The organism is Leclercia sp. S52 (assembly GCF_039727615.1).
GTDB classification, from domain to species: Bacteria; Pseudomonadota; Gammaproteobacteria; order Enterobacterales; family Enterobacteriaceae; genus Enterobacter; species Enterobacter adecarboxylatus_B.
In genome coordinates this window covers 2,434,912-2,448,898 of record NZ_CP152474.1, presented here as the reverse complement: position 1 = coordinate 2,448,898, position 13,987 = coordinate 2,434,912, and the positions used below count along the sequence as shown (strand labels likewise).

Sequence of the window (13,987 nt, the reverse complement as noted above, 5' to 3'; positions counted from 1 at the left end):
CCGGCCTACAACACCACGTAAACCCCAGGCCCGTGCAAGCGCAGCGCCGCTATTCTGGACGCTGACACAGGCCGCTTGCCAGCTGCCTGAACACCGCAATGATGTCAGGCAGCGCCTTCTGCGGATCCTGGCTGGCCGCTATCCATAGCGCGGCACTCATCGCGGCGCTGTTTAACATGTAGGCCGCGGCAGCTGCGTCCACCGGCTTGATCACGCCGTGTTCGAGCATGTTGATGATGCTCTGACGGGTTGATTCCAGGCAGCTCAGCTGACCAGGCCACTGGGCGGGATCGCCAAGAAAAGCAGGGCCATCCAGCAGAACGATGCGTTGCACCTCCGGATCCAGCGCCATTTTGATATAGGCGACCCCTTCGGCTAACAGTCTGTCCCAGTCATCAACCACCTCAGCGGCCTCAGCCTTAGCCCGTTGCGCCATTTCGCCATCGATCTGGTCGACAACGGCGGCGAGAAGTCCCTTTTTTATCGCCAAAGTTGTGGTACAGCGCCCCGCGGGTCAGGCCGACGCTGGCCGTGAGTTCATCCATTGATGCCGCGACAAAGCCCTTTTCAGCAAAGGCTTTTCTTGCTGCCGCGATCATTTTTGCCCGGTTCTCTTCCATCGTTTCGCTGCGGCGTTTGGCCACCATAGGTTCTCCATCTTCATTTGACATACGCGGCGTATGTGTGATTAATTTGACATACGCAGCGTATATTAAATCATCCCTACGCGTTTTTCACCCTCGATACAGTACAGGACACACTATGATCCAGCGCGAACCGGTTTTCCCAGCCAACCGACATGCTCTCTATGAGAAGCACGGTTATTCTGCCGCCATCCGTTCCGGCGATTTGCTGTTTGTTTCTGGTCAGGTGGGGAGCCGCGCCGATGGCACGCCGGAGCCGGATTTTGCCGCACAGGTGCAGCTTGCCTTTGATAACCTGAAAGCGACCCTTGCCGCGGCGGGGTGTACATTTGACGATCTGATTGATGTCACGACCTTTCATACCGATCCGCAGAATCAGTTTGCAACGATCATGGAGGTCAAACAGGCTATTTTCCCGCAGCCGCCGTATCCGAACTGGACCGCCGTTGGTGTGACCTGGCTGGCAGGATTTGATTTCGAAATTAAGGTGATTGCCCGCATTCCGCACTAACCGTAGGCCCGTGCAGGCGCAGCGCCGCCGGGCAAAAGGGTGGGTGCGGTCTGTTTGCCGGGTGGCGGCTTCGCCTTACCCGGCCTACAAAAGGATTTGCGCGCGGATTTTGTAGGCCCGTGCAAGCGCAGCGCCGCCGGGCAAAAAAAAGGGAAGGCATCTGCCTTCCCTTTTTTATTCATGCTTTTACCTTGAGGTCTCTTCCACCAGCGGACCATCCTGCTTTTCATCGTCCGGGTGTTTTGGCGCGGTACTGTGGATCTCATGCACGCGCTTACGCACACCAAACCAGCCGGCCACCAGCAGAACCGCCAGCAGCGGGATAGTGGCGATAGTGTACGTTCCATTCGGGTAGTCGAACGCCATCAGCACCAGCACGCTGAACAGGAACAGCAGGGTCAGCCAGGAGGTGACCGGTGCGCCCGGCATCTTGAAGCTCACATCGGCCGCGGTACCTTCTTTGATCGCTTTGCGCAGACGCATCTGGCACACCACGATAAAGGCCCAGGAGGCGATAATGCCCAGCGCCGCGACGTTCAGCACGATCTCAAATACCTGCGACGGCACCAGATAGTTCAGGAACACGCCAAAGATATAGACCACCAGCGTCGCCAGAATGCCCGCGTACGGCACCTGCTGCTTGCTCATCTTCGACATAAACTTCGGCGCAGAACCGCCCATCGACATGGAGCGCAGGATACGGCCCGTTGAGTACAGACCAGAGTTCAGGCTGGAGAGCGCCGCGGTCAGCACCACGATGTTCATGATGCTGCCCACGTACGGCACGCCGAGCTTCGAGAAGAAGGTCACGAACGGACTTTGACCCGCCTGATAGGCGTTCCACGGCAGGAGCAGAACCAGCAGCACTACGGAGCCCACATAGAACAGGCCGATACGCCAGATCACGCTGTTGATCGCCTTCGGCACCATGTTCTCGGGATCTTTACATTCGCCCGCCGCCGTACCCACCAGCTCAATGGAGGCAAAAGCGAACACCACGCCCTGGACCAGTACCAGCGCAGGCATCAGACCGTGCGGGAAGAAACCACCGTTATCCGTGATCAGGTGGAAGCCAGTCATGTTGCCGTCCAGCGGTTTACCGCTGCCGAGGAACACCGTACCCACCACCAGGAAGATCACAATCGCCAGCACCTTAACCAGCGCAAACCAGAACTCCATCTCGGCGAACCACTTCACGCCGATCATGTTCATGGTGCCGACAATCGCCAGCGCGCCAAGGGCAAACACCCACTGCGGGACATCGCCAAACGCGCCCCAGTAGTGCATGTACAGCGCTACTGCGGTGATATCGACAATCCCGGTCATCGCCCAGTTGACGAAGTACATCCAGCCCGCAACATAGGCGGCTTTTTCACCAAGGAACTCACGGGCGTAGGAGACGAAGCTGCCGCTGGACGGCCGGTGTAGTACCAGTTCGCCAAGAGCGCGGAGAATAAAGAAGGAGAAGATACCGCACACCAGATAGACCAGTGCGAGGGCCGGGCCAGCCATCTGCAGGCGGGCGCCTGCACCTAAAAACAGCCCTGTACCGATAGCGCCGCCGATGGCGATCATCTGCACCTGACGGTTGCCCATCGCCTTGTGATAGCCCTCTTCGTGGGCGTTCAGCCAGCGACGTTTGGCAGCGTGATGATCGGCTGCGCTTTTATTGCTTGTTTTCATTGAGTTACCTGTTTACCTGTCTGAATCATGTTTCATGATGTCCTCTCCGGCAGGTCACAATACAAACGATTGCTTTTGCGCGGAAATATGCTGCCTTTCCAGTCATTCTGCGTATGGATAAGGCAAAACATGGCGAAGCATCCTACCTGCAAATAGTAAGGGACGCAAAATATAACGGGCCGAAAGTGAGGTGGCTCTAAATAATTGGTCGGGTCAGTGCTGTCGGGGGCTACAGGCGGCTGAAGCCTGTGAATTTTTGAAACGGCTTTTCGCGTTTTTGCCGCATTTTCTATCAGTTTTGCTTAATTGTTGCGCAGCGATAATACGTCAAAACCGACCTGACCCCGGGCAGGAAAACCGCTATGACTCACCTCGCCATGGCGCAAGCGGTACACGGCAGCCCGGTGGCTGACGGGAGAAAATCACTCACGACCCGTATTCGCCGTCGTAAACCACCTCTTTTTAATCAGACAGGTCAGCGACACGTCGGTGGGATGAACCACCGCATGCAGCGCCCGGGTATAGTCCAGCACCAGCCCGGGTGTCCAGGCCATGTTGGTGGCGCGCTTGCGCAGCTGCGCGGCAATCCACAGCTCCGGAATAAACAACAGCCGTACAAAGCCGCCCCGGGAGCAGCGCTCTTTCAACGCCCCGTCCAGCGCCGCTTCGAGGGCCCAGGCCACGCTGCTGGAACAGTTGCGCCAGGTCAGGTTGTAGGTTTCGGTTTGCCGGTAATGGCTCCAGAAACGGGTGAGCGAGGCCGCATTGAAGGTGGAGAAGTGGATTTTGCGGTCGGACTCGCACCACATATTGGCTTCAAAACGGTAATCCGGTTGATACTTGCCCGCCACGGTATTTGCCTCCACCGCCTTCAGCAGGTTAAAAAACTCCGACGGGGAACGATCAATCTCCGCCGCCGGGTAGAGGCTGATATAGAGCGTCGGCGGGAGTTCGAGCGCCGCATGGCCGGTCGAGATCACCCCGTCGGCATCGACGGCGGCAATATAGCGGTTAATTACCGGGCGCGGGCGCGTCTGTTGTTTAGCCGAACCTTCCGGGGTCCAGATGTGAACGATCAGCTGATTGCCCGACGTGTTATCACTCTCCTGGGGCAGCGCCTCGCGTTTGCCAATCCTCAGCGTCTGCGGGGCGAGAATATCGAACACCGAGCGGCCGTGGCGGACCTGACGCATCCGCAGAGAGAGGATCACCGACTGTACCCCGCCGGTGAGCATCACCATGCCGATAAACTGCGAGACGGTGCCGTCATGTTGTGTTGGAAAGGGCAGGAACAGGAAAATGGCAAACAGGATCTGTAACACCCCGGAGAGCAGGGCGCGACGCCAGTGGGAAAAGCGCACCACTACCGCAGAGGCGATAGTAAACAGGCCGGTAATGAAGTACGCGATACCAAAGACGATCGCCAGCGCCAGAGTGCCGTCGTGGCGACCCGATAAGATCAGGATGGCGATTAACAGGAATACGCCGCCCTTAAAGTAAAAAATCCCGCGCTGAGTCCCTTTAGCCGCCGAGCCCAGCGCCAGCGACACCAGGCTGTCGAGCAGCAGAAACAGGCCAAACACATGCAGCGGGAAGTGCAGCCCACCCTGCAGGCCATCAATAAAAATGGCCAGCCCCAGCCCGCCCCAGAGCACGCCAGCCACCATAAAAAAGGGGGCCGCTTTGCGGACAAACGCCGCCCCGGCCAGCAAAAAGGCGATCTGCAGCATGGTTAACCTTCCTCCTGCGGCGCGGGCTGAAACAGGCTTCCTTTATCTTCAGACCAGAACGCGACAATGACCGGGCGATCCCTGTCGCTCATCAGCAGCATATTTCGCTCTGTTAACGGGATGGGTACCTTGCCCGGCAGCGCCAGGGTAAAACGAAATACGTCTGCCACGGGCTGGCTGTTGGCTACCGCCTGCCAGCGGGCAACCATCTGCGCCTGCTGCTGCGGATCGGGCACCCGGGCCAGCAGCGCTTCCCGGCTGGTGACAGAGGCTAACGCGGCGGCAAGAGACGGGTCCGCGTGAGGATCCCAGACCAGGTGGCCCGTTTCGGGATCGAGGGAGTAGGCCATCGCCCGGGGACGACGGTCGGCTGCGGTTTGTGATTTCTGGGCGCGAATAAACACCAGCAGCAGGGCGGCGGCGGAGAGGTAAGATTGCGCCAGCAAAACCGACTCTTCCGGCGCCAGGCGGGCGAAATAAAAGGGACCGGTTTCGCGCCAGGAGGCATAGATCACCACCGCGCTAAAAAGGATAAACGCCAGCGAGGCCAGGCGATTACCGCAGATAACGGTAGTGGCGGTCAGCAAAACCAGCGGCAGGCAGGCGAGGGAGTAAATCAGGGCAATGTTATCGCTGCGATCGGGCACGCCGTTGAAGATATAGAGCGTTGCCAGCAACACGGCGAACACCAGAAACACGCCCGCTAACGACTCCTGCCGCGCCCCTTTATCGGCCGGGGCCAGCAGGCCCATCAGCGGCGGGGTGACAAACAGCGTGCCGGTGACGTTGGCGCTCCAGACGATCCACAGCCACTGCATCTGCATGCTGCCGGCCAGCAGGGAGACCCATCCGACCCCCATCAGCGCCGCCAGCGCGCTAATGACAATCGTCGAAATGACCCAGTTAACGATTTTGTGCAGCCGGTCGTAGCCCCGGGAAAAGTAGCGTACGCACCAGGCAATGCCCAGATGGCTGGTCAGCGAAAACAGGGCCAGTACCAGCGAGACGTGAAGCGTATGCTGAAAGGTCAGCCCCAGTAATAGACGGGCCAGGAACAGGGTGATCCACAGCGCGAGCCACTGCTTTCGCGCGGTGATCAAAAAGGCGGTGACGGCCACGCCCGACGGCAGCCAGATAAAGGCCACCCGGCTCTGCGGGCCGTCGAGAAATAACGAGATCCAGCCCAGCAGATAATAGAGCGCGCCCCAGGCGAGTAACGAGACCGCTATCGTCAGTTTATCTGCTTTCATCCAGGGCTCCCGGCAGCGACCGTCGCTTTAAAAAAGATATGACCTTTTCGCCGGGTTAGCCATTTTTGCCGTAGCGATGAATCAAGGTAGATAAGATGAACCCGAATCGCTACGATCGTTTGAATAGACGGCAGTAAAGCGCAGGGTGCAACGTTGCGAACTTAGCGGACGGAGGTAACGGCTTGTCAAAATATGAACTTCATTCAGCGGAACAGCGTTATCAGCCTGGCTCTGAGGACTTGGTTCTGGCGAACAAGAGAGGGTAATGGGCGTCTGTCGCGGCTACTCTTCGATGTGCTGTCAGTTCTGGCGGGAAAAGGGGTGCTGGATTATAGCCTTTGGGACGAGCATAAGATTTTTTACTTCAAGGCAGTTCAGGCCGGTGTGTCAGGGAACTATAGCCCCATGATGCAATTGGTAAGCGATATCTTGCCCGATTAACGGGCGAGACCAACGGCTTTTGCCTGCACCTTATTTTGTTTGAGTTGCTGCTCAATTTTTTGCACGGAAACGCCCGTTTCGATCGCGGTTGAGCTGGCAACGGAACGATAAATTTGAGCTTTTGTGATGGTTTTTTTTCTCACGCGATTTATCTCCTGAACGACTCTGGACATTCCAGGGAGGAACAGCGCCCTTAGTATGGTGATTCGTAGAGTAACCTATTCATCGGGGCGAAAACAAATTTTCGCCCCGATATTGTTCAGCCGCCGAACACCGCAATCGCCTGTTGCAGGCGGGTGGTGCGCTGGGTGAGGTGGTTGGCTGCCTGGGTGACGTGCTCCACCATTCCGGTGTTGTTATGGGTCATCATCCCGATGCGCGAAATGGACTCATTAATCAGGGTCAGGGCCTGGGTCTGCTCCTGGGTGGCGTGGCCGATCTCCTTGATCAGGGCCGACATATTCAGCACGTTGCCGATCATGGTGGTCAGCTGGGTTTCGGTCTGTTCCACCATGTCCACGCCGGCATTAACGCTGGCGACGTTTTTCTCGATAAGCGCGGCGATCTCCTTTGCCGCAGACGCGGAGTGCTGGGCCAGATTACGCACTTCGGCGGCGACCACCGCAAAGCCGCGTCCTGCTTCCCCGGCGCGGGCGGCTTCCACCGCAGCATTCAGTGCCAGGATATTGGTCTGGAAGGCGATACGGTCGATCACCGCGATGATATCGACAATCTGGCCGTTATCCCGGGATCCCGACTGCATCACGCCGATGGTCTGCTTCATCACCGCTTCGCCGCTGTACGCGCTGGCGCTGGTCTGGTCGGCCATGCGGATCGCCTCTTCCGCCGTCTGGGCGGTCTGTTTTACCGCGCTGGCAATCTCTTCCACCGCCGCTGCCGTCTGCTGCAGATCCCCCGAAGTCTCCTCCGATCGTGCCTGCAGGGCATCACCTTCTTTCGCCACCTGCTGGCTGATGGCGCGGATCCCGCTGATTTGCGTGCCGACATCATCCACCAGCGAATTCAGGTTTAATCCGGACTGGTTAACCAGCCGCATCATTAAGCCAATCTCATCAACGCGATCGAAGTGGTAATAGTCTGTCTTGCGACCGGACACCACGCGCTGCATCTGTTTGACAATGGTTTTTACCGGGCGGCAGATCTGGGTATTAAGAAATAACGCCAGTAAAATAAACAGCAGCGCGAGGCCGCAGGTTTGCAATAATGCACCAGGGGATAATAAAGGAAGGGCCAGTGCGAGCAGGGCGGTAATACCAAGGGAGTAATTAACCCGCTTCGCAGTACTGAGACGTTTGAATATCGAAAGAAAAGAGAATATTCCCCGACGCACCAGCACCCCTTTATAAAAACGGTGGCCTTTTATGTCGTTATTTCGTACCCGCTGATAAAGCGCCTCGCTTGCGTCGATCTCATGACGTTCAGGAATATTTCGCACCGAGATATAGCCGGTGAGGGTGTCATTCTGGTAAACCGGCGTGACGTTAGCCCGCACCCAGTAGTGATCCCCGTTGTGGCGGCGGTTCTTCACCAGCCCGGTCCAGCTCTCGCCCTGCTGCAGGGTAAACCACATATCACCAAAGGCCTCCGGGGGGCATATCCGGATGGCGGATCACATTATGCGGTTCGCCAATAAGGTGTTCTTCTTTATAACCACTGGCATCAATAAAGGCCGAGTTCGCGTAAGTAATATGACTCTGGATATCGGTCGTCGACATTAAGGTCGACCCTTCGTTAAGCAAATACTCGTTTTGTGTAACTTGATTGTTACGCCTCATGAATAACTCCATGGTGATGTCTGTGTAAAGAGAAGCCGCCCGAGAAAAAGTTTCAGGCAAGGTTATTTATTTATTCTTTGATATTACGGCTGGCGTATTCTCCACAAAAACTAATGAATTAGAAAGCGCCTGAATTAACTATTTTTTTGTCGTAACCGCTGCTTATGTAATAAAAGTGCAATCAACTGGACGTGAATATCAACAGGGGCGGAAAATAAACCGACTTAAGGTAAATATAACGGAAATAATGACTCCGTGGCGAAAACCACACTGCCGAAATCGTGTTTCATTAACATTCATAAAACATTATGATTGTTAGCCCGGTTTTCCCTACGCATCAGGAAATGTGATGAAAATCAATATCGTTGGCACCAGCGGCAGCGGCAAGAGCACGCTGGCCCGCAGGATCGCTACTGAACTGGCGCTGCCCTGTATCGAAATGGACACTCTGTACTGGCGTTCCGACTGGCAGGGCTCCCCGGACGAGGTCATGTTCGCGAAGCTGGAGGCGGCGCTCAGCGCCACGCCAGGCTGGGTGCTGGACGGCAACTACAACCGCACCCGCCCGATAAAATGGCGCAACGTCGATCTGGTGGTATGGGTCGATTACGGCCTGGCCCGCACCCTGCGTCAGGCCGTTACCCGGGCGGTAAAACGCGCCTGGACGCAGCAGGAACTGTGGCCAGGCACCGGCAACCGGGAAAGTTTTCGCCGCACCTTCCTGAGTCGGGAATCGATCCTGCTCTGGACCATCAAGACCTGGCGCAGCAACCGGGCGCGCTATGAATCCGACATGCAGAACCCGGCTTTTGCCCATATCCGCTTCGTGCGCATCACCTCCCGCCAGCAGGCCGACGCCCTGATCGCTGAGCTGCATTCGTCCCTGTAATCCCACGCGGTATTTCTGAAATCCGGCAAACCAAATGTAAATTAATTGTTTCTCAGCGGTGAAATCGCCCCTTAATAATGGCGACATGTTTAGTCAAACGAGATTGCAACATGTCCTGGCGAATCAGCATTCTGGATAAAAGTCCTGTCGCAGAGAACGAAACGGCCGCCGATGCGCTGTCGCGCACCTTAAGCCTGGCGCAGCAGGCCGAAACCCTGGGTTATCACCGCTTCTGGATTGCCGAACACCATAACACCCCGCAGCTGGCGAGTCCGTCGCCTGAGCTGCTGATTGCCTGGATCCTCGGGCAGACCCGGCGCATTCGCGTCGGCTCCGGTGGGGTAATGCTGCAAAACTACAGCCCGTACAAAGTGGCAGAGAACTTCAACCTGCTGGCCGCCATCGCCCCCGGTCGTGTGGATCTGGGCGTCGGCAAAGCGCCGGGCGGCCTGCCGCTCTCGACCCGGGCGTTACAGCTCGGCCTCAGCCAGCAGGAGAAGGGCGATTTCGCCGCCCAGCTGGCGCAGCTGAATGGCTGGATCAACCCGACGTCACCGGAAGAGGCGGTTCGCGCCACCCCGTTACCGCAGGTTCCGGCGGCCGGTTTCCTGCTGGGGGCCAGCGCGGAGAGCGCGCGCCTTGCCGCCAGCCTCGACTGGGACTTTGTTTTTGCCGCCCATCTGAATGGCGACCCCGATCTGCTGCGCGAGGTGATTAACACCTGGCGCACCCACAGCGCCCGGGAGGTGATTGTCGCGGTGCAGGCCATCGTCGCTCCAACCCAGGCGCAGGCCGAATCGTTGGCAAGCGCAGTAGAAGTGTGGGGCGTTGAGTTGGTCAATGGCCAGCGGGTCACCGTCGCCAGCGAAGAGCAGGCGTACGCCTTTGCCCGTCAGGCGGGCAGCGAGCCGCTGCGTATCGCCCGACGCGCCCAGTCCCTGCTGGCAGGTACCGCGGAGTCGGTGCTCGACCAGCTGGAGGCCCTGCATCAGCAGTGGGGCATCGACGAATTCATCATTGATACCCCGGTTGCCGACGGCACCGCCCGGGTGCAGTCCCTGCGCCTGCTGGCCCAGGCCCGACAGCAGAAGGAGGTGGCGGTATGAGCCTCGAACAACAGCTGATCGCCTGGCGCCGCGAGCTGCACCAGAACCCGGAGCTTTCCGGCGAGGAAGTCCAGACCACCGCCCGCCTGCGTCAATGGTTAGGCGACGCAGGAATTAAGGTTCTGCCTTACGATCTGGCGACCGGCGTGGTCGCCGAAGTGGGGAAGGGTGATAAACAGATTGCCCTGCGGGCCGACATCGACGCCCTGCCTATTGAGGAGCGCAGCGGCGTAGCCTTTACCTCCCAACGCCCGGGCGTCATGCACGCCTGCGGCCACGACATCCACACCAGCGTGATCCTCGGCGCGGCCCTGAAGCTGAAAGAACGGGAAGCCTCGCTGAACGGCCGGGTGCGGATCCTGTTCCAGCCGGCGGAGGAGAACTTCGGCGGCGCCAAAAGCCTGGTGCGTGCCGGGGCCCTGCGCGACGTCAGTGCCATCTTCGGCATGCATAACGAACCCGGTCTGCCGGTAGGCAGTTTCGCCACCCGCGGCGGCCCGTTCTACGCCAACGTCGACCGCTTCGTATTTCGCATCACCGGCAAGGGGGCGCACGCCGCCCGTCCGCATGAAGGCAACGACGCCATCCTGCTGGCCAGCCAGTTAGTGACCGCTCTGCAAAGCGTCGCCAGCCGCAACGTGAATACCCTTGATTCGGTGGTGCTGAGCGTGACGCGCATTACCGGGGGCAACACCTGGAACGTGCTGCCCGAGAGCGTCGAGCTCGAAGGCACCCTGCGCACCCATCGCACCGAAGTGCAGCAGAACGTGAAGGCCCGGGTGTCTGAAATCGCCGCCGGGTTCGCCAGCGCCTTTAACGCGCAGATCGACATCACCTGGTATGCCGGCCCCACCGCGCTGGTCAACGACGCCAACTGGGCCGAATTTGCCACCTCGGTGGCGCGGGAAACCGGGTATGAGACCCGGCAGGCCGAGCTGCACATGGGCGGAGAGGATTTCGCCGTCTACCTGCAGCAGATCCCCGGTGCCTTCGTCAGCATCGGCAGCGCCAGCCAGTACGGATTACACCATCCGGCCTTTAACCCGGATGAAGCCTTAATTGAACCCGCCGCGCGGTATTTCGCCCAGCTTGCGGAAAAAGCACTGAATCAACTTTAAGGGTAAGGAGGGATTATGTCCGCAACACGACAGCTGCGCCTGGGCACGATTTTGCACGGCGCCTCGGGGAACATGTCGGCCTGGCGCCATCCGGCGGCACCGGCCGATGCCAGCATCAACTTTAACTTTGTCAAAGAGACGGCCCTGAAGGCCGAAGCGGGCAAGCTCGACTTTATCTTTGTCGCGGATGGCCTCTACATCAACGAGAAGTCGATCCCGCATTTCCTCAACCGCTTTGAGCCCCTGACCGTGCTGTCGGCGCTGGCGACCGTCACATCACGGTTGGGGCTGGTGGGGACGCTATCCACCTCCTACAGCGAGCCGTTCACCGTGGCGCGCCAGTTTGCCAGCCTCGATCACCTGAGCAACGGCCGGGCGGGCTGGAACGTGGTCACCTCGCCGCTGGAAGGTTCAGCGAAGAACTTCTCCCGCGACAAGCACCCGGAGCACGCTCTGCGTTACCGCATCGCCGACGAGTATCTCGACGTGGTGAAAGGGCTGTGGGACTCCTGGGAGGGCGACGCTTTTGTGCGTAACAAAGAGACCGGGCAGTTCTTCGATCCGCAAAAGCTGCACACTCTCGATCACCACGGTGATTTCTTTAAAGTGGCCGGGCCGCTGAACATTGGCCGCACGCCGCAGGGCAGGCCGATCGTCTTCCAGGCCGGGGCCTCGGACGACGGCAAAAAGCTGGCGGCGAAACATGCCGATGCCATCTTTACCCACCATGACACCTACGAAGAAGCCCAGGCGTTCTGGCACGACGTGAAGAGCCAGCTGAAGCAGCATGGCCGTCGCGCTGACGAACTGCACATCTTCCAGGGGGGTGAGCGTGATCGTCGGAAAAGACGCCGACGACGTGGAGGAGCAGTATCAGACCACTGCCGCGCTGGTCTCCATCAACGATGCCCTGAACTATCTGGGCCGCTATTTTGAGCACCACGACTTCAGCCAGTATCCGCTGGATGAAGCCTTCCCGGATATTGGCGACCTGGGGAAAAACAGCTTCCGCAGCACCACCGATGAGATCAAGCGTAACGCCCGGGAGCGCAACTTAACCCTGCGTCAGGTGGCGCTGGAGGCCGCCTCGCCGCGCCCACGTTTTTCCGGCACCCCGGAACAGGTGGCCGACGGCCTGCAGCAGTGGTTTGAAGGCTATGCCGCGGACGGCTTCATTATCCAGGGCGGCACCCCGGATACCTTCCCGCGCTTTGTGGATCAGGTGGTGCCGCTGTTGCAGGCCCGCGGCCTGTTCCGCACCGAATACCCCGGCACCACCCTGCGTGAGAGCCTGGGATTAGAACAGCCCGTTAATCAGTTCACACAACAATAACGCACACAACAATAAGAGAACCTGCCATGAAAAAATCATCGCTTATTCTGGCGCTCGCGCTGGCCTTTACCCCTGCCGTCTGGGCAGAGAACGTCAACATTAACGGCACCGTGGTCAGCCTCGAAGCCAACAAAACGCCGATCAACACCGCGAAAAACCCGCAGGCTATCGCCCAGCTGCCCGCCAGCTTTAAGCCGGTGGTGCCGGGCAAATTTACCGTGGCGATTGCCGGCCTGAGCCAGCCGCCGCTGACGGTGTTTGCCGATGACAACAAAACCCTGATTGGCAGCGAGGCCGACATCGCCCGTCTGGTGGCCGACAGCCTCGGGCTGGAGCTGAATGTGGTGCCCACCTCCTGGGAAGACTGGCCGCTGGGCGTCACCTCCGGGAAATACGACGCGGCGATCAGCAATATCACCGTCACCAAAGAGCGTAAAGAGAAGTTCGACTTCGCCACCTACCGTAAGGATTCGCTGGGCTTCTACGTGAAATCCACCAGCCCAATCAAGAAACTTGAGAAGGCGGAAGACATCGCCGGGCTGCGGATTATTGTTGGCTCCGGCACCAACCAGGAGGCGATCCTGCTGGCGTGGGATGCGGAAAACCAGAAGAAGGGGCTGAAGCCGTTCACCCCGATCTACACCAAAGATGATGCCGCCCAGACCCTGGCGCTACAGTCCGGTCGCGCGGACGCCTACTTTGGCCCGAACGTAATTGGGGCGTGGAAAGCGGCCCTCAATGGCAAAACCAAACTGGTAGGCAGCGTGGACGGTGGCTGGCCGAAAGCGGCGCATATCGCCGTGACCCTGAAGAAAGGCAGTGGCCTGGCAGAGCCGGTGCAGACCGCCCTCAACGGGGTGATTAAGAATGGCGATTACGACAAAGTGCTGAACCGCTGGGGGGAAGGCGTGGAGCGCATCCCGAATTCCGAAGTTAACCCGGCCGGCCTTGGCGACTAAGGAGAACCTATGAGCGAGCTTTTTCGTGACGTTTCGCCGGAGGACGCCGATCTTCAGCCCATCATCGAGGGCCTGTTCGGCGAGTACGCGGCGCGCTACGGCGACTATTTTTCCAAAGATGCCGAGATCGAGCTGACCGAGTGGTATCTGGCGCCGCAGGGGCTGTTTATTGTGCTGGAGCGCGACGGGAAAATCATCGCCACCGGGGCCTACAAACCCTTCGATGCGCAGACCGCGGAGATCAAACGCATCTGGACCGACAAATCCCTGCGCCAGCAGGGGCTTGCCGCCCGGGTAGTGCAGGAGCTGGAGCGCCGGGCGGTACTGGCCGGCTACAGCCAGATCTACCTCACCACCGGTTTCCGTCAGCCGGAAGCGGTGCGGCTCTACCTGAGCCAGGGCTACGCGGCGCAGTTCGACCTGACCCGTGACCCGGAAGAGTACAGCCAGCCGCCGTTCGACGGGCGGCTGCGCTTCACCAAAACGCTGGTACGCGAAGCGTTCAGTAAATCGGCATGAGGAACGAC

General features: G+C 58.9%; 9 protein-coding genes and 4 pseudogenes. 7 read left to right on the top strand and 6 right to left on the bottom strand.

The window, feature by feature from the left end; translation table 11 throughout:
- Positions 1-49 precede the first annotated feature (49 nt).
- Positions 50-647 (bottom strand): annotated as a pseudogene (locus tag AAHB66_RS11740) (TetR/AcrR family transcriptional regulator).
- Positions 648-762: 115 nt separating this feature from the next.
- Here AAHB66_RS11740 and AAHB66_RS11735 point away from each other — a divergent pair.
- Positions 763-1,155: a RidA family protein gene (locus AAHB66_RS11735; protein ID WP_347116391.1), complete on the top strand. Its 393-nt coding sequence runs from the start codon at positions 763-765 to the stop codon at positions 1,153-1,155.
- 186 nt (positions 1,156-1,341) lie between these two features.
- On the opposite strand, the gene ansP is transcribed toward AAHB66_RS11735, so the two are convergent.
- From ansP to AAHB66_RS11720, 3 genes are all read right to left on the bottom strand, one after another.
- Complete coding sequence (gene ansP / locus AAHB66_RS11730) at positions 1,342-2,838, bottom strand: L-asparagine permease (protein WP_347116390.1); 1,497 nt, start codon at positions 2,836-2,838, stop codon at positions 1,342-1,344.
- A 422-nt stretch (positions 2,839-3,260) separates the two neighbouring features.
- Positions 3,261-4,568, bottom strand: a complete 1,308-nt coding sequence (locus AAHB66_RS11725; protein WP_347116389.1) for an MFS transporter — start codon at positions 4,566-4,568, stop codon at positions 3,261-3,263.
- Positions 4,569-4,570: 2 nt separating this feature from the next.
- A complete protein-coding gene (locus tag AAHB66_RS11720; RefSeq protein ID WP_347116388.1) occupies positions 4,571-5,818 on the bottom strand; it encodes an MASE1 domain-containing protein in 1,248 nt (415 codons plus the stop codon).
- Between the two features lie 255 nt (positions 5,819-6,073).
- Here AAHB66_RS11720 and AAHB66_RS11715 point away from each other — a divergent pair.
- A pseudogene (locus tag AAHB66_RS11715) lies at positions 6,074-6,259 on the top strand (cell filamentation protein Fic); the annotation flags it as partial.
- On the opposite strand, the gene AAHB66_RS11710 reads toward AAHB66_RS11715, so the two are convergent.
- Entirely contained in the window at positions 6,256-6,402 is a 147-nt protein-coding gene (locus AAHB66_RS11710; protein WP_347116567.1) for a hypothetical protein, read from the bottom strand. The pseudogene AAHB66_RS11715 and the gene AAHB66_RS11710 overlap by 4 nt on opposite strands.
- A 116-nt stretch (positions 6,403-6,518) precedes the next feature.
- Positions 6,519-8,055, bottom strand: a pseudogene (locus AAHB66_RS11705) (methyl-accepting chemotaxis protein).
- A gap of 349 nt (positions 8,056-8,404) precedes the next feature.
- Between AAHB66_RS11705 and AAHB66_RS11700 the strand changes: the two are divergent.
- The 5 genes and pseudogenes from AAHB66_RS11700 (at position 8,405) to AAHB66_RS11680 (ending at position 13,979) form a co-directional block, all read left to right on the top strand.
- Complete coding sequence (locus AAHB66_RS11700) at positions 8,405-8,944, top strand: AAA family ATPase (RefSeq protein WP_307762779.1); 540 nt, start codon at positions 8,405-8,407, stop codon at positions 8,942-8,944.
- Between the two features lie 110 nt (positions 8,945-9,054).
- Complete coding sequence (locus AAHB66_RS11695) at positions 9,055-10,050, top strand: LLM class flavin-dependent oxidoreductase (RefSeq protein WP_347116387.1); 996 nt, start codon at positions 9,055-9,057, stop codon at positions 10,048-10,050.
- Positions 10,047-11,168, top strand: a complete 1,122-nt coding sequence (locus AAHB66_RS11690) for a M20 peptidase aminoacylase family protein (protein WP_347116386.1) — start codon at positions 10,047-10,049, stop codon at positions 11,166-11,168. The genes AAHB66_RS11695 and AAHB66_RS11690 overlap by 4 nt, the downstream gene beginning before the upstream one ends.
- 15 nt (positions 11,169-11,183) lie before the next feature.
- Positions 11,184-13,460: pseudogene (locus AAHB66_RS11685) on the top strand (NtaA/DmoA family FMN-dependent monooxygenase).
- Positions 13,461-13,469: 9 nt separating this feature from the next.
- Positions 13,470-13,979, top strand: a complete 510-nt coding sequence (locus AAHB66_RS11680; RefSeq protein ID WP_347116385.1) for a GNAT family N-acetyltransferase — start codon at positions 13,470-13,472, stop codon at positions 13,977-13,979.
- The last annotated feature ends 8 nt before the right edge of the window (positions 13,980-13,987 follow it).